This is a genomic window from Aquabacterium sp. A7-Y (assembly GCF_026153205.1).
Classification (GTDB): domain Bacteria; phylum Pseudomonadota; class Gammaproteobacteria; order Burkholderiales; family Burkholderiaceae_C; genus Caldimonas.
In genome coordinates, this window is the sequence record NZ_JAPFBW010000011.1 from 101,475 (window position 1) to 122,485 (window position 21,011).

Annotated in this window: 23 protein-coding genes; 1 reads left to right on the forward strand and 22 read right to left on the reverse strand. The window is 69.1% G+C overall.

Features of this window, described 5'->3' with window-relative positions; all coding sequences use genetic code 11:
• Positions 1 to 260: 260 nt before the first annotated feature.
• Positions 261 to 1,427, forward strand: coding sequence for a glycosyltransferase family 4 protein (locus OOT46_RS11970; RefSeq protein ID WP_265403835.1), 1,167 nt, complete (start codon positions 261 to 263; stop codon positions 1,425 to 1,427).
• Positions 1,428 to 1,462: 35 nt separating this feature from the next.
• Here the strand turns inward: OOT46_RS11970 and OOT46_RS11975 are convergent, their stop codons facing one another.
• The 22 genes from OOT46_RS11975 to OOT46_RS12080 all read right to left on the reverse strand — a co-directional run bounded on the left by OOT46_RS11975 (position 1,463) and on the right by OOT46_RS12080 (position 21,007).
• The gene (locus OOT46_RS11975; protein WP_265403836.1) at positions 1,463 to 2,635 is read right to left on the reverse strand and encodes a glycosyltransferase family 4 protein; all 1,173 of its coding nucleotides are present in this window, start codon (positions 2,633 to 2,635) and stop codon (positions 1,463 to 1,465) included.
• A 25-nt stretch (positions 2,636 to 2,660) separates the two neighbouring features.
• Positions 2,661 to 3,707: an NAD-dependent epimerase/dehydratase family protein gene (locus OOT46_RS11980; protein ID WP_265403930.1), complete on the reverse strand. Its 1,047-nt coding sequence runs from the start codon at positions 3,705 to 3,707 to the stop codon at positions 2,661 to 2,663.
• Positions 3,708 to 3,712: 5 nt separating this feature from the next.
• On the reverse strand, positions 3,713 to 3,976 hold the full coding sequence (locus OOT46_RS11985; RefSeq protein WP_265403837.1) for a hypothetical protein: 264 nt from the start codon (positions 3,974 to 3,976) through the stop codon (positions 3,713 to 3,715).
• Positions 3,976 to 5,529, reverse strand: coding sequence for a B12-binding domain-containing radical SAM protein (locus OOT46_RS11990; protein ID WP_265403838.1), 1,554 nt, complete (start codon positions 5,527 to 5,529; stop codon positions 3,976 to 3,978). Before OOT46_RS11990 ends, OOT46_RS11985 begins: the two co-directional genes overlap by 1 nt.
• Before the next feature lie 39 nt (positions 5,530 to 5,568).
• Complete coding sequence (locus OOT46_RS11995; protein ID WP_265403839.1) at positions 5,569 to 6,321, reverse strand: WecB/TagA/CpsF family glycosyltransferase; 753 nt, start codon at positions 6,319 to 6,321, stop codon at positions 5,569 to 5,571.
• Entirely contained in the window at positions 6,287 to 7,273 is a 987-nt protein-coding gene (locus tag OOT46_RS12000; RefSeq protein ID WP_265403840.1) for an NAD-dependent epimerase/dehydratase family protein, read from the reverse strand. Before OOT46_RS12000 ends, OOT46_RS11995 begins: the two co-directional genes overlap by 35 nt.
• 11 nt (positions 7,274 to 7,284) lie before the next feature.
• Positions 7,285 to 7,923, reverse strand: a complete 639-nt coding sequence (locus OOT46_RS12005; protein WP_265403841.1) for a PIG-L deacetylase family protein — start codon at positions 7,921 to 7,923, stop codon at positions 7,285 to 7,287.
• Between the two features lie 298 nt (positions 7,924 to 8,221).
• On the reverse strand, positions 8,222 to 8,698 hold the full coding sequence (cueR, locus tag OOT46_RS12010; protein WP_416136181.1) for a Cu(I)-responsive transcriptional regulator: 477 nt from the start codon (positions 8,696 to 8,698) through the stop codon (positions 8,222 to 8,224).
• A 13-nt stretch (positions 8,699 to 8,711) separates the two neighbouring features.
• The gene (locus OOT46_RS12015) at positions 8,712 to 10,964 is read right to left on the reverse strand and encodes a heavy metal translocating P-type ATPase (RefSeq protein ID WP_322114252.1); all 2,253 of its coding nucleotides are present in this window, start codon (positions 10,962 to 10,964) and stop codon (positions 8,712 to 8,714) included.
• Positions 10,965 to 11,162: 198 nt separating this feature from the next.
• Positions 11,163 to 12,200 (reverse strand): tetratricopeptide repeat protein, encoded by a 1,038-nt coding sequence (locus tag OOT46_RS12020; protein ID WP_265403842.1) that lies wholly within the window; start codon positions 12,198 to 12,200, stop codon positions 11,163 to 11,165.
• Positions 12,197 to 12,676: a cytochrome c-type biogenesis protein CcmH gene (locus tag OOT46_RS12025; protein ID WP_265403843.1), complete on the reverse strand. Its 480-nt coding sequence runs from the start codon at positions 12,674 to 12,676 to the stop codon at positions 12,197 to 12,199. The genes OOT46_RS12020 and OOT46_RS12025 overlap by 4 nt, the downstream gene beginning before the upstream one ends.
• On the reverse strand, positions 12,666 to 13,202 hold the full coding sequence (locus OOT46_RS12030; RefSeq protein WP_265403844.1) for a DsbE family thiol:disulfide interchange protein: 537 nt from the start codon (positions 13,200 to 13,202) through the stop codon (positions 12,666 to 12,668). Before OOT46_RS12030 ends, OOT46_RS12025 begins: the two co-directional genes overlap by 11 nt.
• Positions 13,199 to 15,196, reverse strand: coding sequence for a heme lyase CcmF/NrfE family subunit (locus OOT46_RS12035; RefSeq protein WP_265403845.1), 1,998 nt, complete (start codon positions 15,194 to 15,196; stop codon positions 13,199 to 13,201). Before OOT46_RS12035 ends, OOT46_RS12030 begins: the two co-directional genes overlap by 4 nt.
• Entirely contained in the window at positions 15,193 to 15,663 is a 471-nt protein-coding gene (gene ccmE, locus OOT46_RS12040; protein ID WP_265403846.1) for a cytochrome c maturation protein CcmE, read from the reverse strand. Before ccmE ends, OOT46_RS12035 begins: the two co-directional genes overlap by 4 nt.
• Entirely contained in the window at positions 15,660 to 15,836 is a 177-nt protein-coding gene (gene ccmD, locus OOT46_RS12045; protein ID WP_265403847.1) for a heme exporter protein CcmD, read from the reverse strand. Before ccmD ends, ccmE begins: the two co-directional genes overlap by 4 nt.
• A complete protein-coding gene (gene ccmC / locus OOT46_RS12050; RefSeq protein ID WP_265403848.1) occupies positions 15,833 to 16,597 on the reverse strand; it encodes a heme ABC transporter permease CcmC in 765 nt (254 codons plus the stop codon). Before ccmC ends, ccmD begins: the two co-directional genes overlap by 4 nt.
• Positions 16,598 to 16,600: 3 nt before the next feature.
• Positions 16,601 to 17,269 carry a heme exporter protein CcmB gene (gene ccmB / locus OOT46_RS12055; protein ID WP_265403849.1) on the reverse strand — a complete coding sequence of 223 codons (669 nt, stop codon included), beginning with the start codon at positions 17,267 to 17,269 and terminating at the stop codon, positions 16,601 to 16,603.
• On the reverse strand, positions 17,270 to 17,923 hold the full coding sequence (ccmA, locus tag OOT46_RS12060; RefSeq protein ID WP_265403850.1) for a cytochrome c biogenesis heme-transporting ATPase CcmA: 654 nt from the start codon (positions 17,921 to 17,923) through the stop codon (positions 17,270 to 17,272). It lies immediately after the preceding gene.
• 14 nt (positions 17,924 to 17,937) lie between these two features.
• Positions 17,938 to 19,062, reverse strand: a complete 1,125-nt coding sequence (locus tag OOT46_RS12065; RefSeq protein ID WP_265403851.1) for a TonB family protein — start codon at positions 19,060 to 19,062, stop codon at positions 17,938 to 17,940.
• 286 nt (positions 19,063 to 19,348) lie between these two features.
• Positions 19,349 to 19,846 carry an ExbD/TolR family protein gene (locus OOT46_RS12070; RefSeq protein WP_265403852.1) on the reverse strand — a complete coding sequence of 166 codons (498 nt, stop codon included), beginning with the start codon at positions 19,844 to 19,846 and terminating at the stop codon, positions 19,349 to 19,351.
• Between the two features lie 11 nt (positions 19,847 to 19,857).
• Positions 19,858 to 20,349 (reverse strand): ExbD/TolR family protein, encoded by a 492-nt coding sequence (locus OOT46_RS12075; protein ID WP_265403853.1) that lies wholly within the window; start codon positions 20,347 to 20,349, stop codon positions 19,858 to 19,860.
• A 4-nt stretch (positions 20,350 to 20,353) separates the two neighbouring features.
• On the reverse strand, positions 20,354 to 21,007 hold the full coding sequence (locus OOT46_RS12080; protein WP_265403854.1) for a MotA/TolQ/ExbB proton channel family protein: 654 nt from the start codon (positions 21,005 to 21,007) through the stop codon (positions 20,354 to 20,356).
• Between the last annotated feature and the right edge of the window lie 4 nt (positions 21,008 to 21,011).

The window sequence follows — 21,011 nt, forward strand, 5'->3', positions numbered from 1 at the left end:
TTGAAGAAAAGCAGGTCCTGAACGGCCCTTGACAGCCGACCGCGGGATCAGGCGGGCATCGATGCTTCACCACTCGATCATGATTGGAGACGATGGAGATGCCCTGCGACAACCCGATGCTCTCGTCATCACGAACCGGTCTCAACCCCTAGTGATGGGGACAGCCATCCCTAGAGCTCGGGATGCGCATCCACCACGGGCGAAAGATTTGCTGGCACGAGCGCCCTACAATGGGTCCACACTTTCGGATTCCCCTACACGTGCTTGCCCGCTCCCGTGCTCGCGTGATCGTGGTGCAGGAGGTCATCCCGCACTATCGCCTGAAGCTGTTCGAATTGCTTCACGATCGTCTCGCGCATGCCGGCGTCGAGCTGAAGGTTGTTTACGGAAAGCCCAACGAGGAACAGGCCGCCAAACAAGACCTGGTCGATTTGCCGCCGTCGTTCGGTCTGAAAGTCCGCAATCTGTGGCTGTCGGACCGAATGCTCTACCAGCCGGTCATCGGAAACCTCCTGCGGGCGGATTTGGCCATCTTCCCGAACGCCGCCGCTTACCTCCCCAACTACTTTTTCTGGCTGAGGAAAAAGCGCAAATGTCCGCAGCTCGGCTTCTGGGTCTATCACACCCGGCAACGGGCCGCAGACCGGTCGCTCAAGGAAGCGGTCAGCCGACGCATGATGCGGCGCGGCGATTGGTGGTTCGCCTACACCGACAGCACGCGGGACTACCTGTTGGCCAACGGCGCGGCCGAGGATCGCATCACGGTGCTGAACAACAGCGTCGATGTCGCCGCCTTTCGCGCCTCGCTGGCCGCGGTCGATGCGGCCGACTTGCAGGCGTTTTCGAGCCGGCACGGCATTCCCGCCGGCGCCCCTGCGGGCCTGTTCTGCGGTGGACTGCATCGCAGCAAGCGACTCGACTTCCTGTTTGAAGCGCTGCGCTGGATTCACGAACAACAGCCCGACTTTCAGCTGCTCGTGATCGGCGACGGCACGTGTCGGGACATCGTGGCGCGCGCCGCTGCGCACGACCGCAGGATCCACTACCTGGGCGCGTCATTCGGTCGAGACAAGGCACTGTGTTTCCGTCTCGCTCAGCTTTTCCTCTGCCCGGGCCTGGTGGGGCTGGCCATTCTGGACGCGTTTGCCGCCGGGCTGCCCCTGGTCACGACCGAGAGTTGGATCCACAGCCCTGAGATCGACTACCTGCACGACGGAGTCAACGGCTTGATGACCGAGGACGACGCGCGTGCCTATGCAGCGGCTGTGCTCGGCTTGCTCCAGTCTGAAACGCAACGGAGGACGCTGGCTCGCGCAGCGCTCGACGATGCAGGGCATTACTCCATCGACAACATGGCCGGTCGGTTCTTCGAGGGCATTCAGCGCTCGCTCGCGTCACGCGGGTGTGCTGAGGTGGAAGTTCCTTGAAGAGTGTTCGGCGCCGTCTGCCGACCGCCGACTTGCTAGACGTATTCAATGTCAAGCGCCGCGGCTTGCTCGTAGATCTGCATCAGCTGCCGGTAGTTCGTCGCCTCACTGTACCGCGCCTGATAAACACCCCGCGCGGCAGCGCCCATCTCGGCCATGCGCTGCGGATGTGCCAGCGCCCAGGCCACCTTGTCCGCCAGGTCACGGGAATCTCCGGGAGAGAAATGAAGGCCGGTGACCCCATCGTCGATGATCTCGGCCATCGCGCCCAGGCGACTCGCGATGACGGGCAAGCCGTTCGCGAAGGCTTCCACGATCACCAGCGGGAAACCTTCGAGGCATTCCGAGGGCATGACCAGGAAGCGGGCCTGCTGCATGGCGCGGAAAACCTCCGCGCTGGATCGATGTCCCTGCAAGGTGAGCCGGGGCGTCGACGCGCCTTGCAGCGCTTCCTCCAAGGGCCCGGCTCCGAAGACATGCAGCGGATGGTCGATGGACTTCCAGGCCTCGGCCAGCGTCATCAACCCCTTCTCCGGGCTCAGGCGTCCGACGAACAGGGCGCCGTCGCGCGGGGCGACTGGAGGACAACCGGGGTCGGCGATGAAGTTCGGCTTGACGGCGATGCGATCGTCCGGCAAGCCGCCTTCGACAAACCGGCTCCTCGACGATTTGGACAAGGCGATGAAACGCTGCACCCGGCGCTCTAAGGTTCGGGCTCGCCGGTGAACGTCGAGAGAACGTGCCACCAGCAGGGAGCCGATCCAGGAGTCCCGGTAGCAGCGGTGCCAGGCGCCCCAATAAGTCGAGCCTTTCACGCAGCGGTCGCAGGTCTTTCCGTCGCGATAGAGAAAGGCGTTGGCACAGCAGACGGAACGAAAGTCATGGAGGGTCTGGACCACCGGAACGCCGGCTTGCGCCGCCGCGTCGTAGGCCGACAGTGTGATGCGCGGAAACAGGTTGTGGCAATGCATCACGTCCGGCCGAAACTCGGCGATGTGGTCGGCCAGCCGATCCCGGACCTTGCCGTTGTAGCCCAGCCGCCATGCGGTCTCGATGCGCGGCCCCAAAGCCATCAGCTCGTCGTTGCGCAGGGTCCACAGCGAGACCTCGTGGCCTTGCGACCTGAGCATCGCCGACTCGTTCGCGACGACCACGTCGTCTCCTCCGAATTCGATGTAGTGGTTCTGGACGATGAGCACTCGCTTCATCGTGGGGACACCTTCAATGGCAGGTCTATGGCGAACCTCGGTCTGAAAAAAGCCGCCCGGTTCGGGCTCGGGGAGAGAGGGCGCCCGGCCCCGCAGGGCCGGTCAACAACTCGGACACACCTTGCTCGGGCGTCGTTCCGGCTTGAAACGCCAGCACGGCTCTCGCAAGCTCGGTCCGGTAGAGCGGCCCGCCCAGCATCAGCGACCCGTGCGTATGTCCGACCGCATAGGATTTGAAGGCGATGCCGCTGCCTTGTGCCACGTTCCTGACCGTCCAGCGCAAGCCCAGTGCGGCACGCAGCGCGGCCTCGGGCATCGGGACCCGGAGGCCTGTGCCTCTGCGCCCGCGCAGCGAGGCATGAATCTTCGCCAGCTGCAGCAGCGTGACTCTCGAGGCCGGAGCGATATTGAACACCGCGCCGTCGATGCCGTCGACTTCACCGGCCGCGCACAGCGCATCGGCGACGTCCGAGACATGGATCAGGCTGAAGGGTCGGCCGGTCCAGCCGGCCAAGGGCAGCAGGGGCGAGCCGGACAGCCTCAACAATCGTTGGGTATAGCCGCTCCTGTCCATCGGTCCATAGATCTGGCAAGGGCGCGCGATGACCAGCTCCAGCTGGCCTCGGCAGGCCAGGCGAGCGACCGACTCGGCCTGGCTCTTGCTGCGGCCGTACAGGTCCGTGCCTCCCGTCGGCGCCGCTTCGGCCACCACCGCCTCCAGTGGTGCGCGATAGACAGCCACCGAACTCACCAGCACCAGCCGCCTGACCCCGGCGCGAGCGCAGGACTGCGCCACCTCGCGCGTTCCGTCCACGTTGCCTGCCCACATCTCGGCGTCGCTGCCGCGCCCGGGAACCACCCCGGCGACGTGATAGACCGTCGTGACCCCGGCCATCGCTGCGGCAAGCGCAGTTCGGTCCCTGACATCGCCGGGCACCTGCTTGACGCCGGGGACCATGCTTTCTGCGCTCGGGGCGCGCGTCAGTGCTCTGACCTCGTGGCCGCGTTGTACCAGCGCCCGCACCAGATGGCGTCCGACAAAACCACTCGCGCCGGTGACGAGCACCGCCATCGTCTTCACCAACTCGAGGCGATCGCCTTGCGAGCCGCGTGCACCACGGTGCGCAGGTCCTTGAAGACCGGGCGCGCGTTGTAGAGAAGGTCGTGCGGGATCAGGGTCTGCAGGAAAGGCATGACGCCGTATCGCGGGTAGCGGTCGAGCGCACTGCTCCGCAGGTGACCGGCGACCCGCAAGAGCCCCAGCGGCGGGCCGGGCATGGGCCGGCCCTTCATGTCCACGGGGCACGCTTTCTGGTTCGGGTGGCAGTGCAGCATCTGCATCAGAACCGCATCGTCTTGAGCTCGCCCGCCACGCGCACTTCCTTCGCGTCGCCGCGCAGCAACTGCGTGGCGCGCAGGAAACGCTGCCAGATGCCGGGCAGGCCCTGGCTGGTGGCTGTCCGGGCCAGGAAGCGGAATTGCCGCAGCAGCCACTTCGGGTCCTTGACCTTGACCCTCAGCCACTCGGTATGGGAGGCCGCCATGAAAGCTTCGAGGTACTCGCGGGAGATGTTCTCGTAGCGGATCACCGTGGTGTTGGCGCCGTCGAACTCGCTCCAGTTTTTCGCCGTCAGCCCGCCCTGCTCCTGCAGCATGCTGAACAGCGAAGTGCCGGGCAGCGGCGTCGCCAGGCTGAACTGGACCGAGTCGATGTCGATCTTGCAGCTGTAGTCGAAGGTACGCTGCAGCGTTTCCTTGGACTCGCCCGTCAATCCCAGCACCACGCTCATGTGGGTCTTGATGCCCAGCGCCCTGGCCTTGGCGACGACCTTTTCGAGGTTCACCAGCTTCAAGGGTTTCTTGATGGCATGAAGCACCTGCGCGTCGGCGCTGTCGAGGCCGAACTTGATGCCGATGCAGCCAGCCTGCGACATCCGTGTGAGCACTTCGGGCGTCAAGGCGATGGCGTCGCACATCGCGGACCAGGGGATGCCGACCTTGCGACGGACCATCTCGTCGCACAGCGCCAGAACATGCGCCTTGCTGGTGGTGAAGTTGTCGTCGTCGAAGTAGATTTCCTTGGCCCCGGCCTTTTTCACCGCCTCCATCTCGTCCACCACCCGGCGGGGCGAGAAATAACGCTGCTTGTTGCTGGCGAACAGGACCTGGATGCGGTCGCAGAAATTGCACTGGAACGGGCAACCCCGGCTGGTGTGCATGTGGTACGAAGGGCTGTGCTGGCAGAAGCCGTCCCGGTACACGCTCATGTCGGTATCGAAATAGGCGGGGAAGAGGTGCCGCGCCGGGAACGGCAGCTCGTCCAGCGGATCAATGGCCGCGGCCCGGGGGTTGATGATGAGGCCGCCCTGGTGGTCGCGGCAGGCGACACCGGGGAGGTCCGCCACCGGGCGCTGGTCGCGCAGGCACTTCATCAGCTGCAGGACGACGGGCTCGTATTCACCCTGGACCACGAGGTCCACGATCTCATGGTTCGCCAGCAGGTCGCGCACCGTGGCCGTGGCATGCGTGCCCGCCAGCACGAACTTGGCGGGCGTGACCTCGCGCAGCTTGACGAGCAGTCGCAGCGTGTCGTCGATGATCGCCGCGTTGGGTTCGAGCAGCACGACATCCGGCTGGCTTTCCCGCACCCGCCAGATCAATTCCGCCTCGCGCACGTTGAGCGGCACCGCGTCGATCACCCTGACGTCGAAGCGCTCCCGTTCGAGCAGGGCCGCGGCATAGGCCATGAAGAGCGGGAACATGGCGTAGCGGGGGCGCTCGTCCTGGCGCTTGAGCAGGGACCAGGGGAAACGCATGCCCGCCCCCAGCATGTACCGCTCGAGGCCGTCCCCGAGATCGCGGGTGAAAGCAGGATTGACAAGCAGGATTCTCATGATGGACCTTCCCTGAAGGGCATGGATGAGCGCCGGCGCTCACCCCGGGTTGTCGCCGCGCCGTCCCTGCCATGTATCGGCCAGCACCTGTCGCACGAAAAAGGGAATGCCCCTGGTGTAGCGCGTGCGGGTTTCGGGCTCGTAGGCGATGCGGTGCATCCACTCCAGCCCGAGGCGGGAGAGCAGCAGGGGCGCGCGGCGCTTGGTCCCGGCCCAGTGGCGCAGGTTGCCGCCGCCGACGTGCCAGCACAGCGCATGGCTGCAGATCTCGGCAGCCAGCAGCAGCACACGTTCCGATCGAGGCGTGCCCATGCCTGTCAGGATGAAATCCGCGTCGCGGTGTTCACGAAAGATGGCCGCGTAGTCGCTGTCGGACAGATAGCCGTGGTGGCAGGCCACGAAGTCCGCCTCGGGCGCGGCCCGCCTCAGGCTCTCGGACGCCGGCCCGATGTCCTCGGGGGTGAGGCCGAGCAGAATGACGCGGCCGCGCAGCAGCCCGGCCTGCACGCAGCGATCGAACACGTGGTGCATGACCACCCGGGGCAGGCGTACCCGATTCAACAAGCTGCCGGCGAGCGCGACGGCGATGCCGTCCAGGCAGACCGCCTCGCATCGCTCCATGAAGGTCGCGACGTCGCGGTCAACCACGCTCTGGTTGTAGACATGGGGATTGAGGTACCCGAAGAAGGCCGGCCTCGCCGGCGATCGGCCGGGCCAGTCGCGGACCAGAGCGATCGACTCTTCGGGTTCGCTGATCTCAAGTCGCAGCGACCCGATCTGGACGGTGTTCAAGGGCAGGCGCTCCCAGGTTTGAGTAGTAGCCATGAACCCTCGCCAAGGCAGAGTCCAGATCGATACGGGGTCGCCATCCGGTGTCGGCATGCACCTTCTCGATGGAGGGCGACTTGGCGGATGCTTCCAGATAACTCGGGCCGAAGCGCTCGACGGGATCGACCGATTCCAGGATCGAGTCGGAGTCGCACAGCGCCCGGATCTTCGCCGCGAGATCGCGGATGCTGATGGCGTTGCCGGGGTGGCCGACGTTGTAGGTTTCGCCGTCGACGCCCCGTTCCTGGACCGCGGCCATCCCGCGCACCACGTCCTCGGCGTGGCAGAAGCAGCGGACCTGGTTGCCGCCATGGAACAGCGGCAGCGGTTTGCCTGCCATCGCGTGCTCGAAGAAGGTGGGAACGACAAAGCCGATCCGCGAGCTCTGATGTTCGCCGAGCGCATTGAACGGCCGGACCACCGTCAATCGAAAGCCGTACCGCGCCGCCATGTTGCGCAGCAGGTGCTCGGCGCTGAGCTTTCCGAGGGAGTATTCCATCCGCGTGCCGGTCTGGACCGGGACCGCCAGCTCGTCGCCTTCGCTCTGAGGGCCGCCCTTGCCGTAGACCTCGGACGAGGAGACGTACAGAAGCGGCGCCCCGCACGCAGCGGCCATCTCGCCCGCACGCACCGCGAGATCGGTGATCTGCTTGGCCACGTAGCCGCTCATCGACAGGATGCCCAGGGATCCGACGGGACTGGCCAGATGGTAGATCCGGTCGAAACGCCGGCCCACGGGCATGGCCGCGAAGTCGTCGATGATGATCTCTGCCTTGTCGCGAAGCCAGGCGTGATCGATCACTGAGGAACTCAGGTTGTCGATCAGCGTCAGGCGGCAGCCTGGAACGTCGCGAAGCAGGTGCCGGGCCAGGTGTTGCCCCAGAAAGCCCAGTCCACCGGTGATGAGGATCTTCATGGGTGCGCTGCTCACTGAACCGCGACGATGCGCTTGACCGTGTATCCCTCTGCGAATTCGTGCCCGGCCTGGGCACCTCGCAGCCGTGCCAGCGCCTTGACCAGGTCGGGCGAGCGATGGCCCCGGACCTGCGACGCATAGAGCGAATAACTGTGCAGCTTGTCCTCGATGGAGATCGGCCGAAAGTAGTTCGGCGCGCGCTCGCCGCCGTGCGGCCACAAGATCGAGTCGGGCTGCTCGAACACCAGGACATTCCGGACGAACCAGTTTTTGTCATGCGGCCTCAAGGCCGTGACGGCCGCGTCGTAGACGGCGCGGTGGTCCTGGTTGTAAGAGGGCTGCGGCAACAGCACGGTGTCCGGCCGGTGGCGCTGGATGACTTTCTCCATCGGCGTGACCAGCTCGTGGGCTTGGTACGCGTTGACGGTATGGTCCAAGGCCTCCCATTGAAAGCCGGACTTCCTGGCGCTTGCCTTCACCTCTTCGAGGCGCTGCGCCCTCGAGACCTCCGGGCGATCCTCGACGCCGAAGTAAACGACATGACAGGATGGCGAAAGAAACGAGAAACATCCGAGGACCTCGTCATCCGCATGCGGCGAGAAGATGAGGACCTTTTCGGTTTCGATAGGGGTCGCCATGCTGCGCAGCAACTTTCGTCAGGACCAATCTCAACCGATCGTCAGTGTTGCGTTAGCGCTTGTCAACGGAGCATTTGTGACGCGACGTTGGCTAGCTTTCTGAGACACTTTGGACAAAGTGTCTGTCTCAATATGAGAGGCGTGGGGTGATCGTCTTTTTCGTCGGACCGTCACCTTGCGGGCCAAAGGCGCGGTCCTCGACCTTGCGGGCGTCGAAGCGCCTGGGGGTGTCGGCAGGGTCTCCGCTGCCGTGCGCCATGGCGCCGGCTGCCGCCATCGCTGCGGCGGCAGCGACGAGGCGGGGGCAAGGTCAAGTGCTGCGGCCTCCGGGACGCAGCCCGGCGGTTCTTGCGTGACCGTGTCCCGGCTCGACAGCCCCCGTCCCGTTCCCCTGGGCGAGGGTCTCGATGATGGGGCAGTCCGGCCGGTCGTCGCCGTGGCAGCAGTGCACCAGGTGCTCCAGCGTCGCTTTCATCGCCTGGAGTTCCTGCAGCTTCTGCTCCAGCTCCAGGATGTGGGCCTGCGCCAAGGCCTTCACGTGCCGGCTCGGCCGCTTGCGGTTCTGCCACAAGCCCAGCAGCTCGCGGATCTGCTCGAGCGAGAAACCGAGGTCGCGCGACTGGCGGATGAAACGCAGGGTTGCGAGCTCCTTGTCGCTGTACTGCCGGTAGCCCGAGTCGGTCCGCGCCGCCTCCGGAAACAGGCCGAGGCTCTCGTAGTGGCGGATCATCTTGGCGGAGACGCCGGAGGCCTTGGCGGCCTGGCCGATGTTCATAAGTCTGTCCATCTCTTTCACCTCCTCAGGCGTTGTCGGTCTGGAGTCGGTCTGGCGTCGGCGACTCGGGCCGGGTGTCGGCCGCGCCCTGCCAGCGGCGCAGCAGCAAGGCATTGGCGACGACACTCACGCTGCTGAAGGCCATCGCGGCGCCGGCGAAAACCGGGCTCAGCAGGCCGAAAGCCGCCAGCGGAATGCCGAGCACGTTGTAGACAAAGGCCCAGAACAGCCCTTGCTTGATTTTCGAGTAGGTCCGGCGCGAGACGTCCAGGGCGTCCGCGACGAGACGCGGGTCGCCGCGCATCAGCGTGATGCCGGCGGTCTCCATGGCCACGTCGGTGCCGGTCGACAGGGCCACGCCGATCTGTGCGGCGGCCAGGGCGGGGGCGTCGTTCAGACCGTCGCCCACCATCGCGACCACATGGCCGGCCTGCCGCAGCGCCTGGACCGCGGTCGACTTGTCGCCGGGCAGCATCTCCGCGCGCACCTCGTCGATGCCGAGCGCCCGGGCCACTGCCTCGGCACTGCCGCGGTTGTCGCCCGTCATCATGACGGTACGGATGCCCAGCTCGCGCAGCCGGTCCACCGCGCCGCGCGCCGTGACCTTGATGGTGTCGCCGAAGGCCAACAGACCCAGCATCCTCGCCTGCCCGGCGTCCCGGCGGACCAGCCAGGAGATGGTTCGCCCCTGCCCTTCGAGGCGCTCCGCTTCGGCCGCGAGGGGGCCGGCTTCGGCGCCCAGCTCGTGCAGCAGACGGCTGCTGCCCAGCACCAGCGTCTGGCCGCGCACGACCCCCTCCAGCCCGCGCCCGGGCAGCGCCTTCGCCTCATGCACCGGCGGGACCGCCAGGCGCTCCGCGCGCACCCGGTCCAGCACCGCCAGCGCCAGCGGGTGGGTGCTGGTCTTCTGCAGCGCCGCGGCCAGGCACAGCAGCTCTTCCCGCGTGAGGCCGGCAGCCGGCTCGGCCGCGACCAGCGAGGGCCTGCCCTCGGTCAGGGTGCCGGTCTTGTCGAAGGCGACCGCGCTCACCGAGTGGGCGACCTCGAGCGCCTCCGCGTCCTTGATGAGGATGCCGTGGCGGGCCGCCACGCCGGTGCCCGCCATGATGGCCGTCGGCGTCGCCAGCCCCAGTGCACACGGACAGGCGATGACCAGCACGGCCACGGCATTGATGAGCGCCTGCTCCCAGTCGCCGCTGGCGCCGAGCCAGCCCAGCCCCGTCAGCAGCGCGATGCCCAGGACCACCGGCACGAACACCGCGCTGACCCGGTCGACGATACGCTGGATGGGCGCCTTGGCGGCCTGGGCCGACTCCACCATGCGGATGATGCGTGCCAGCGTCGTTTCGGCGCCGACGGCCCCGGTCCTGACGGTCAACGCGCCCTCCGCGTTGATGGAGCCGCCGGTCACCGTGTCGCCCACCGCCTTGGCCACTGGCAGGCTTTCGCCGGTGATGAGGGACTCGTCGATGTGCGTGCGGCCTTCAGTGATCTCGCCGTCCACCGGCACCCGGTCGCCGGGGCGGACGACCACCAGGTCGCCCACCCTCACCTGCTCGACCGGCAGTTCCACCTCGATGCCGTCGCGTCGCACCCGGGCGGTCGACGGGCGCAGCGCGTTGAGTGCGCGTATCGCATCCGCCGTCTGGCGTTTCGCCCTGCCCTCGAGCCACTTGCCGAGCAGCACCAGGGTGATGACGGCCGCGGACGCCTCGAAATAGAAATGCGGCTCCATCTCGTGGCCGGCATGTCGCCACAGCAGGTAGGCCGACATCCCGTAGGCCGCCGAGGTGCCGAGTGCGACCAGCAGGTCCATGTTGCCGGCCCTGGCGCGCAACGCCTTCCAGCCGGCCCGGTAGAAGCGCCAGCCCAGCCCGAACTGGACCGGCGTGGCGAGCGTCAGCTGCAGCCAGCCGTCCAGCCGCCACGGCACACCGAACAGTTGCAGCAGCATGGGCGCGACCAGCGGCAGCGTCAGCACGGCGCTGAGCGCCACGGGCCACCACTCGGGCAGGCGCCGCTCGGGCTCCGGCCGGGCCTGCTGTACCTCTTGCGCCGTATAGCCGGCCTTCTCCACGGCAGCGGTGAGCGCCGCGACGGGCACGCTGGCGGGGGCCTGGACCACGGCCTGCTCCGTGGCGAGGTTCACGGACGCTGAGGACACGCCGGGCACCTTGAGCAGGGCCTTCTCGACGCGGGCCACACAGGACGCGCAGGTCATGCCGGCCACCTGAAGCCGGACGCCATGGGGTGCGAGCAGATCGGCATTTGAGCTCATCGGGGACTCCTCGGAATGCGGGATTTGTTCAAGATGCAGGTATCGTCAAGGTTCCCACACTGGCAAGGTCAAGAGGGTGTCGCGGAATATTTTGCTGGAAGTTAGCTTATACCCCAGGCCTGACGGACCTTCCTGGCGTGGCAAGGTTGGGGATCGGCGGCAGGGTCCGCGCGGCGCCGGGCAGCGGCGCCGGCGCGCCTAGGGGGCCAGCAGCTCGTCGATTTCGAGCCGCAGCCCGTCCGCTCCGACCGGGACCGGCGCGGCACGGCCTTGCAGATCGCCGCGGCCCGGCAGGGCGCTGCCGCTCCTGGAGATGCGCGCGGTGACCACGACCCGCGTTGCGTCCGACAGCTTGGCGCCAGGTGACATCGCCAGGCTGTCGTCCAGCGTGACGCGGACCGGCAGGTCCGCGGCGCGCCTGCGCAGCACGGCCAGCGGCGGTGTGTCCGGGCCGCCGTCCGCCGCGCGCGCGAAGATGAACACCGTGTCTTGCGGCGCCACCCGGCCCTGCAAGCGCGCCGCGAGCGTCACCGTGACACCGACGCGGGCCGGGCTGGCGTCGAGCTGGCGCGCCCGGTCGATGCGGCTGCGGATCTGCAGCACCAGCGCCGGGTCGGCCTGCTCGACCTCGGCCAGCCGCTCCCAGTACTGCACCGCGGCCGGGTAGTCCTGCCGGTCGAAGGCGGCGGCGCCGGCCAGGGCCAGGGCCTTGGCGTGCCGGGGATCGATCTCCAACGCGCGCCCGACGAGCCGGGTCGGCTCACCCAGCAGGCTGGGGCCGTTCAACCGCGCCAGAAAGTCGGCATGGTCGGCGAGCAGGCCAGCGTCCTGCGGCCGCCTGCGGGCGGCGTTCTCGAAGGCCGCCGCGGCCTGCGCCTGCCGGCCGAGCGCGGTGTGGGCGCGGGCGAGCACCGCCCAGCTGGCGGCGTCATCGGGCTGGCGTGCCAGCTGCTGCTCCAGGCGGTCGGCCAGGGCCGAGACCTGCGCGGAGCTCAATCTGTCGGGGGCCGCCGCCGCCGGGCCCAGCCCGAGATGCCGGGGCGCGCCCAGCCAGACGTAGCCCCCGCCGCCGACACCGAGCACGAACACCAGCAGCGTCGCCAACAGGCGGTTCGAGGGCCGCGCTGCCGCCAGCTCGCCGCCGGGGCTCGCGCTTCGCAGCCACCAGGACCCGCGGCTCAGCAAGGCCATCGTCAGCGCCACCAGCAGGGCCGCCATGGCAACAAAACCGATCACGGCCGGGCGCCCTCTTCCGGCTCCGCCTCGGCCTGCCCCTCGGACTCGAACCAGTCGTCGTCCAGCCGCTCGCGCCGCCGCAGCAGCACGAACAGCGTGACCAGCCCGCCCGCCATCAGCACCGCCGGTCCGTACCACAGCAGCAGTGTGGAGGCCTGCACCGGGGGGCGGTAGCGCACGAAGTCGCCGTAGCGGTCCGTCATGTGCTGGAGGATCTGCTCCTCGCTGCGACCCGCTTTCAGCAGGCGGCGGACTTCCTCCCGCAGGTCCTGCGCCAGCCCGGCACTCGACTCGGCGACGGTTTCGTTCTGGCACACCAGGCAGCGCAGCTCGGTGGTGATGTCCCGCACCCGCCGTTCGAGCGCCGGGTCGGCAACCGGCGCCGAGGGCTGGGCGGCGGCGCCCCCTGGCAGCACCAGGACCGCCAACAACCAGGCCCCCACCCTGGCCCACCGAAACCAAACACTAGCGGCCATCGAGTTGCTCCAGCAGGGGGCGTAGGCGCGATTCGACAAACTCCGGCGTCAACGGGCCGGCATGCCTGAGGCGTACGCGTCCCTCCTTGTCGATCACGAAGGTCTCGGGCACACCGTAAACACCGAAATCCCGCCCGACGCGACCGTCCGGGTCGAACACCGAGCTGGCATACGGGTTGCCGTGGCGGCCCAGCCAGGCGAGCGCCTGAGGCCGCTGGTCCTTGTAGTTCAGGCCGATGAGGGGCACCGCCTGGCTGTGGGAGAGCGCGATCAGCGTCGCATGCTCCTCCAGGCAGGCCGCGCACCACGAGGCCCACACGTTGAGCAGCCAGACCCGGCCGCGCAGGTCGTCGCGGCGCAGCATCCGGTCGGGATCGTCGAGCCGCGCGAGCGCAAAGGCCGGGGCCGGCTTGTCGATCAGCGGCGACGGCAGCGCCCGCGGATCGAGCGCCAGGCCGCGCCAGAGCAGCCCCACCAGCAGCGCGAACAGGCCGAGCGGCAACACGAAACGCAGGCGTTTTGTCATGCGGCGGCTCCCGCGCTCGCCGGCGTTTCGCGGGCCGGCTGCCGGGCGCGCCCGGCACGATAGCGGCGGTCGCCGGCGGCCAGCGCCCCGCCCAGCGCCATCAGCCCGCAGCCGGCCCAGATCCAGTTGACGAAGGGCTTGACGTACAGGCGCACGATCCAGGCAGCGCCGCCGTCGACCGGCTCGCCCAGCGAGACATACAGGTCGCGCGACCAGCCGCGGTCGATGGCCGGCTCGGTGATCGGGCTGCGCTGCACCTGGTAGACCCGCTTCTCGGGGAACAGCCGCGCCTCGGGCCGTCCGTCCCGCGTCACCTCGATCCAGGCCTGCGCAGCCCGGTAGTTGGGCCCCTGCAGGTCGCGGAAGCCGCGCAAGGTGAACACGTAGCCGGCCAGCTCGCTGCTGCCGTCCGGGCCCAGCGTCACGTCGCGCTCGACCTGGTAGCTCGACACCATGCTGACGCCGAAAGCGAAGACCGCCACGCCGAGGTGCGCCAGCATCATGCCGAGCAGCGCACGCGGCAGCAGCCTCGCCCGGGCGAAGAGGGTCGCCCGCGGCACGCCACCGGCCGCAGGCCGCAGGCGCGCCCACAAGTCCGTGGCGATCGCCGCGACGATCCAGAAGCTCATCAGGAAGCCAAGCGTCGCGCCCGCGCTGAAGCGGCTGGCGAGACCGGCGGTGGCGAGCGCTGCCACCAGCGCCGCCGCGGCGGGCCAGCGCAGCCGCCGCGCCAGCGAGCCCGCTTCATCCTGCTTCCAGCGTGCCAGCGGCCCGGCCCCCATCAGCAGGAGCACCGGCACCATCAGGGGCACGAACACGGCGTCGAAATACGGCGGCCCGACCGAGAGCTTGCCCAGGCCCATCGCGTCGATCCACAGCGGGTAGAGCGTGCCGAGCAGCACCGACAGCGTCGTCACCACCAGCAGCACGTTGCCGGCCAGCAGCAGCGACTCCCGCGACATCAGCCGGAAACGGGCGCCCAGCCCGAAGCTCGGCGCGCGCCAGGCATACAGGGCCAGCGCCCCGCCGACCGCCAGCGCGAGAAAGGCCAGGATGAACAGGCCCCGGCGGGGATCGGTCGCGAAGGCGTGCACCGAGGACAGCACGCCCGAGCGGACCAGAAAGGTGCCGAGCAGCGACAGCGAAAACGCCGCGATCGCCAGCAGCACGGTCCAGGACTTGAAGGCCCCGCGTTTTTCCGTGACGGCCAGCGCATGGATCAGCGCGGTGCCGGCCAGCCACGGCATGAAGGAGGCGTTTTCCACCGGGTCCCAGAACCACCAGCCGCCCCAGCCGAGCACGTCATAGGCCCACAGGCTGCCGAACAGGATGCCCAGCGTCAGGAAGCTCCAGGCGGCGGTGGTCCAGGGGCGTGTCCAGCGCGCCCAGGCGGCGTCGAGCTGCCCGCCGAGCAGCGCCGCCACCGCGAACGAGAAGGCCACCGAAAAACCGACATAGCCCATGTAGAGCAGCGGCGGGTGCACCACCATGCCGGGGTCCTGCAGCAGGGGGTTGAGGTCGCGGCCGTCCGCCGGCATCGGCGACAGGCGTTCGAAGGGGTTGGACGTGAGCACCAGAAACAACAGGAAACCAGCGCTGATTTGCCCCATCACCGCCAGGATGCGCGCCGCCAGGACTTCAGGAAGATGGCGGCTTAAGCGGGCCACCGCGAGCATCCAGACGGCGAGCATCGCCACCCACAGCAACAAGGACCCCTCGTGCCCGCCCCACACGGCGGCGATGCGATAGGCCAGGGGCAAGGCGCTGTTGGAGTGCTCCGCGACGTACAGCACCGAGACATCGTTGCGCACGAAAGACGCGGTCAGGCAGGCGAAGGCGACGGCAATCAGCAGGCCGTGCGCCTGGGCCGCGGGGCGTGCCAGCGACATCCAGTCGGCCCGCCCGCGCGCGGCCCCCAGCAGCGGCACGCTGCCCTGGACGAGCGCCACCGCAAGCGCCAGCAGCAGGGCGACCTGGCCCAGCTCCGGAATCATGGCGCGCCCTTCCCGCTGACGACCAGCGCCGGCTTCGCGCCTGTCGCTTGCGGCTGCGGCAGCGTGCCGGCCGCCTCCGGCGGCATGTAGTTCTCGTCGTGTTTGGCCAGCACCTCCTGCGCCAGGAACACGCCGTCCTCGCTCACCCGGCCCTGCGCCACCACACCCTTGCCTTCCCGGAACAGGTCCGGCAGCACGCCCCGGTAGCGCACCGGCAGGGTCTGCACCGTGTCGGTCACGACAAAACGCACCACCAGGCCGTTGCGTTGCACGCTGCCCGGCGCCACCAGGCCGCCGACCCGGAAGCTGCGGCCGAGCGGCACCTGTTTCGCTTGCACCTCGGACGGCGAGTAGAAAAACACCAGGTTGCTCCGCAAGGCGTTCAGCACCAGCACGGCGGCCGCACCGACCGCCAGCACGATGCCGAGGAAGATCGCGAGGCGTCGCTGTCGCGCTGTGCGGGTCACGCCGGCGGCTCCCCGGCGATCGCCTGCAGGGCCGACGCGGCGGCACGGCGGCGGCGCCGCCGTGCCAGGCAGGGCTCGACCGTCATCAGCACGGCCGTCACGCCATAGGCCCCCCAGACATACAGCCCGTATCCGCCCATCTCGAAAAACGCGCCCACACTGTCCCAGTTCATGCCCGCGCCTCCGGTTGCGCCGTGAGGAGCTCACGCACCCAGTCGGCTTCGGCTTCGCGCTCCAGCACGATGGCCCGTGCGCGCGTGAGGCTCACCGCGATCGCATAGGCCCAGAACGCGAGGCTCATCAGCCCCATCGCCGCGAGCATCGTGCTCGCCATCTTCGGTGCGGCCGTCAGGCTGACGCTGGCACCCTGGTGCAGGGTGTTCCACCAGCGCACCGAGAAATAGATCACCGGCAGGTTCACCACCCCCACGACCGCCAGCAGCGCGCCGGCCTGGTCGGCGCGCCGCGGGTCCTCGATGGAGACGACCAGCGCCAGGTAGCCGAGGTAGAGGAACAACAGGATCAGCTCCGAGGTGAGCCGTGCGTCCCACACCCACCAGGTACCCCAGGTCGGCTGCCCCCAAAAGGCACCGGTCACGAGCGCGATGACCGTGAAGACCGCCCCCGTCGGCGCCAGCGCGCGCGCCAGCATCGCCGCCATGCGGGCATTGAAGATCCAGCCGAGCGCCGCCCAGCCGGCCATCGCGGCATAGACCAGCATCGACATCCAGGCCGCCGGCACATGGATGAAGATGATGCGGTAGGCCTCGCCCTGCTGCGCATCGGTGGGTGCCACGAAAAAACCGATATAAAGCCCGGTCGCCGCCAGCAGGACGGCCGCCCCCCACAGCCACGGCAGCAGCACGCCCGCGAGGCCGTAGAAGCGCGAAGGCGCGGCGAAGGTGAACCAGCGTAGACCTTGAGCCTGCCCCATGTCTCACTCCATCGAGATGCGCAAGGCCGCGCCCGCGGCGGGCAGCGCCGTCAGCACGCTGACAATCAGCAGCGCACCGAGCAGCGAGCAGTGCGCGCCGGGCGATTGCCCGCCCTCGGCCGCCGCGACGGCGCCGGTGCCGAACACCAGCGCCGGGACGGACAGCGGCAGCACCAGCAGAACGATCAGCAGGCCGGCACTGCGCAGGCCCACGGTCAGCGCCGCCGCCACATTGCCCAGCAGGCTCAGCACCGGCGTCCCCAGCAGCAGCGAGACCGCCAGCACACCGAGCGTGGCACCACGCAGCCCGAGCAGCAGCCCCAGCAGCGGGGCCAGCAGCACCAGCGGCAGGCCGGTCACGCTCCAGTGCGCGGCGGCCTTGGCCGCGGCGACGACAGCGCCGCCCGGCCCGGCCAGCAGCATCTGTTCGAGCGTACCGTCGGCCCGGTCACCGGCATACAGCTGGGTGAGGGACAGCAAGGCGGCGAGCAGCGCGCAGGCCCACACGACACCCGGCGCCATGAGGCGCAGGGTCTGCGGCTCGGGCCCGACCGCGAGCGGGAACAGGCTCACCGCCGCCGCGCAGAAGACCAGCGGCAGCAAGGCATCGACGGGCCGGCGCAAGGCCAGCCGCAAGTCGCGCAGATAGAGGGCGAGGAACAGGTCGCGCATTCAGTGGGCCGGGTGGCGCCGGTCGAGATCGAGGCCGCGCGGCCGCAGCGCGGCCAGGTCCACGCCCTGGTGACTGCTCAGCACCACACTGCCGCCGCGCTGCAGCTGCTCGCCGAGCAGCCCGACCAGCCGCTCGATGGCCTCCGCGTCGAGCGCATCGAAGGGTTCGTCGAGCAGCCACAGCCCGGCGCCCGGGTCGGCCGCCAGCCGGGCCAGCGCGACACGCCGCCGCTGTCCTTGCGACAGGCTGCCGACCCGGGCGTGGCGGCGTCCCTGCAGCCCCATGCGCTCCAGCGCCTGGTGCACGCTGGCGGCGTCGCTGGCCCGGGCCTGCAGCCGCAGCAGGAACTGCAAGGCCTCGCTCACGCTGAGATCGTCGTTGAGGGCGTCGGCATGACCGAGCCACACCGGCGGCCGGACACGGCCGGCCGCCTGCCGCACCGGCAGCCCGCCCCACAGCACCTGCCCGGACTCGGGGCTGGCGAGCCCGGCCGCCAGTCGCAGCAGGCTGGTCTTGCCGCAGCCGTTGCGGCCCCGCACCCACACCAGCTCGCCGGGACGGACCTCCAGGTCCAGGTCCTGGAACAGCCGGCTGCCGCCGCGCCGGCAGGCCAGCTTCACCAGGGCCAGGCGGGGAGCTTCGGCGCTCGGCATGGCAGGCACTGGCATCAGGAGGGCAGGAAATCGACCGGCCAGGTCACGACCATCTGGTCGACGTCCTTGGCACCGAAGTCGAACTGCCGCACCCGCGCCAGCAGCTTGCCTTCGAGCTCGGCCGCGTTCAGCTCGCTGGAGACGATGCGACAGTCCACCACGCTGCCCGAGGGCGCGATGGTCAGCTTGAGCACCACCTTGCCCTGCAGCGAGGGGTCCTCGCGCAGCGCGCGGTTGTAGATCGCGTAGATGGCGCCCTTGTGCCGCTCGAAGACCAGCTTGATTTCCTCGATGGAGCGCGAGGCCTTGCCGCTGTTGCCGCGCTGCAGCGTGCCGCCTCGCGCGCCCCCGCCGCCCACACCCGTTCCGGTGCCGCTGCCGCTGCCGTCGCCCCGCACGCCGCCGACACCCGGGCCGCCGCCGCCCCCGCCGCCCGCAACACCTTCGACCAGCGTGGTGGCGCGGCCGGCGAGCCCGCCGCCGCCGGTGTTGCGGCTGTAGGCAGCGGTGTTGATGCCGCCGCTGCCGCCGCTGGCGTTGGAGGTGATCAGCGCACGGGTCGGGACGCCCGGCTCGGTCCCGGCTCCGACACCCACACCGACCCCGGTGCCGACGCCGCGGCCCGGCTTGATGTCCTGATTCAGCTGCACCGCCACCGGCGCGCCGCGCAGTTCGGCGAGGTCGTCCTTCATCGCCAGCAGGCCCACGCCGGCGGCCTTGCGCCGGGCCTCGCCGACCTCGCCGGGCGGCTTGCCCGGTTGCGGGTTGCGCGCCTCGGGCACCGGCCGCTTCACGGTCGCCGGCTTGTCGGGCTGCGGTTTCGCGAGCGGCGGCTTGCTGGTGGAGGCGGCAGGCAACGGCGCCAGCTTGGCCGTCGGCGCCGCCTCGCGCTTGGGCACCGCCGCGGGCGGCGTCGGCAGCGGCTCGCGTTCCAGCACCAGCTTGGCCACGCGCGGCGGCAGCTCGGCCGGCTGGCTGCGGTCCTCCGGCGGCCGCGGCCACAGCAGCAACAGCAGGCAGATCAGCGTGCTGAGGCCCAGCACCCAGCGCTGGATGCGGCGAAAGCGCGCCTCGTCCTCGGGCGACACCGCCCACGGCAGGATGGGCCGGCGGAAAGTCACGGCAGTCGCTGCGCTCATGACAGCCCCTCGTCCGCCGGGTACGTCGGCCGGTCCCCCGAGGGGACGCGGGCCGACTTGGGAGCGGCCCGGCGCTCGGCCCGCGGGGATGACAGCCCCTCGTCCGCCGGGTACGTCGGCCGGTCCCCCGAGGGGACGCGGGCCGGCTTGGGAGCGGCCCGGCGCTCGGCCCGCGGGGATGACAGCCCCTCGTCCGCCGGGTACGTCGGCCGGTCCCCCGAGGGGACGCGGGCCGGCTTGGGAGCGGCCCGGCGCTCGGCCCGCCGACGGGTTGACACTGGATGTCTCATGATGCTTGGTACTTCTGGATCACCGCGAACGACACGTCGCTGAAGTTGGCGCGGGCGGCCGTGTACATCACCTTGCGCAGCAGGCGGTAGGGGATGTTCTTGTCGCCCATGATGGTGACCGCCTTGCTCTGCGGCGTGTTGTCGGCGCGGATGAGTTCGCGCTTGCCGAGCAGGTCCAGCTCCGCCTTGAGCGGCGTGATCAGGTCGTCCTCGCTGGCCATCGCCTCGGCCACCGAGGCGACACGGCGCCCGCCGACCAGGATGTCCTGCGGGCTGACGACCACGACGACGGTTTCGCGCGGGCTGGCCTCGGCGGTGGACTGGGGCAGTTGCACCGCCTTCGGGCTGGGCAGGATCTCGACCCCGGCGGCGCTGGACAGCAGGAAGAAGATCAGGATCGTGAAGATGTCGATCAGCGACACCAGGTTCACGTCGACTTCCGACTTGTTGCGGGCCTGGCGCGCGGCGCGCTTTTGCAGTGGCGAAAGTTTCATGGAAGGCAGCCCTATCGCTTGAGCACCGGCGCGTCGCCGATCGAGATGTCAGGGAACAGGTCGGCGCGCACCAGCTGCGTCCCCTGGGCCGTGTAGGTGGCCCGCACCGCGTCCATCACCTGCACCAGCACGTCGTAGGGCGTGTCAGGCTCGGCCAGCACGGTGGCGTCGGTCTCGCCCGGGAACCGTTGCTTGATCTGGTGCATCACGGCAGCGAGCGTCTTGACGTCGTAGCCGCCGCCCGCATTCGGGATGCGCTGGATCAGGCCGCCGATGCGGTCGGCGACCTCCAGGGCGTCCGGCCGCAGCACGATCTCGAGCTTGAGGTCGTCGACCTTGAGCTGCTCGACCCCCGAGCTTTGCGCCGGCAAGCTCAGCTCCAGCACCGAGAGGCGCGTGAACACGGCCGTGGACAGCAGGAAAGGCACCAGCACCACGATCAAGTTGATGAACGCGGTGACTTCCAGCGCAGCCGCGTGTTTGCGTAGGCGTCGGACAGCCATGCTCTTACCTCGGCGACGAGGCTTCGGCCTTGATGCGCTGCACGAGGTTGAGGAAGCTGATCTTGGCCGCCTCCAGGCCGTCGACGATCTCGCTGGTGCGGGCCTGCAGGAAGGCGTGGATCAGCAGGAAGGGGATGGCCACCATCAGCGCGAAGGCGGTGTTGTTCATCGCGATCGAGATACTGGCCGACAGCAGCTCGGCTTTCTCGGCCGGGTTGACCTGGGCCACCGCGGTGAAGCCCTTGATCAGGCCGATGATGGTGCCCAGCAGGCCCACCAGGGTGATGACGTTGGCAAAGGTCGCGAGGTAGTGGGTGCGCTTCTCCAGCCGCGGCACGATCTCCATCATGCCCTCCTCCATCGCCGCGTCGATGTCCTCGCGGCGGCTGGCGCCGCCGAGGCGGGCCAGGCCGTTGGCGACGATCTTGCCGACCGCCGCGTCCGAGCTCGAGGCCAGGCTGTACACCTCCTTGAAGCGGCCGCCCTGCAGCATCGGCAGCACCTGGGCCCACAGCTTGCGGTTCTGGCTGCGTGCGCGCTGCAGGAAGACGAAACGCTCGATCGCGATCGCCAGGCCCAGGGCCATGATGAAGATGCTCGGATAGATGAACAGACCGCTGTCCTGGAAGAACTTCACGGCGGTTTGAAAGGCATTCATCGAC

Coding starts and splice junctions, on each gene's coding strand:
- ccmA (WP_265403850.1), bottom strand. CDS start 17,923: ATGCCGAGCGCCGAAGCTCCCCGCCTGGCCCTGGTGAAGCTGGCCTGC.
- OOT46_RS11985 (WP_265403837.1), bottom strand. CDS start 3,976: ATGCAGATGCTGCACTGCCACCCGAACCAGAAAGCGTGCCCCGTGGAC.
- OOT46_RS12035 (WP_265403845.1), bottom strand. CDS start 15,196: ATGATTCCGGAGCTGGGCCAGGTCGCCCTGCTGCTGGCGCTTGCGGTG.
- OOT46_RS12070 (WP_265403852.1), bottom strand. CDS start 19,846: ATGAAACTTTCGCCACTGCAAAAGCGCGCCGCGCGCCAGGCCCGCAAC.
- OOT46_RS12015 (WP_322114252.1), bottom strand. CDS start 10,964: ATGAGCTCAAATGCCGATCTGCTCGCACCCCATGGCGTCCGGCTTCAG.
- OOT46_RS12000 (WP_265403840.1), bottom strand. CDS start 7,273: ATGAAGATCCTCATCACCGGTGGACTGGGCTTTCTGGGGCAACACCTG.
- OOT46_RS11980 (WP_265403930.1), bottom strand. CDS start 3,707: ATGGCGGTGCTCGTCACCGGCGCGAGTGGTTTTGTCGGACGCCATCTG.
- OOT46_RS12025 (WP_265403843.1), bottom strand. CDS start 12,676: ATGGCCGCTAGTGTTTGGTTTCGGTGGGCCAGGGTGGGGGCCTGGTTG.
- cueR (WP_416136181.1), bottom strand. CDS start 8,698: ATGGACAGACTTATGAACATCGGCCAGGCCGCCAAGGCCTCCGGCGTC.
- ccmC (WP_265403848.1), bottom strand. CDS start 16,597: ATGGGGCAGGCTCAAGGTCTACGCTGGTTCACCTTCGCCGCGCCTTCG.
- OOT46_RS11975 (WP_265403836.1), bottom strand. CDS start 2,635: ATGAAGCGAGTGCTCATCGTCCAGAACCACTACATCGAATTCGGAGGA.
- OOT46_RS11990 (WP_265403838.1), bottom strand. CDS start 5,529: ATGAGAATCCTGCTTGTCAATCCTGCTTTCACCCGCGATCTCGGGGAC.
- OOT46_RS12075 (WP_265403853.1), bottom strand. CDS start 20,349: ATGGCTGTCCGACGCCTACGCAAACACGCGGCTGCGCTGGAAGTCACC.
- ccmD (WP_265403847.1), bottom strand. CDS start 15,836: ATGAACTGGGACAGTGTGGGCGCGTTTTTCGAGATGGGCGGATACGGG.
- ccmB (WP_265403849.1), bottom strand. CDS start 17,269: ATGCGCGACCTGTTCCTCGCCCTCTATCTGCGCGACTTGCGGCTGGCC.
- OOT46_RS12080 (WP_265403854.1), bottom strand. CDS start 21,007: ATGAATGCCTTTCAAACCGCCGTGAAGTTCTTCCAGGACAGCGGTCTG.
- OOT46_RS12065 (WP_265403851.1), bottom strand. CDS start 19,062: ATGAGCGCAGCGACTGCCGTGACTTTCCGCCGGCCCATCCTGCCGTGG.
- OOT46_RS12030 (WP_265403844.1), bottom strand. CDS start 13,202: ATGACAAAACGCCTGCGTTTCGTGTTGCCGCTCGGCCTGTTCGCGCTG.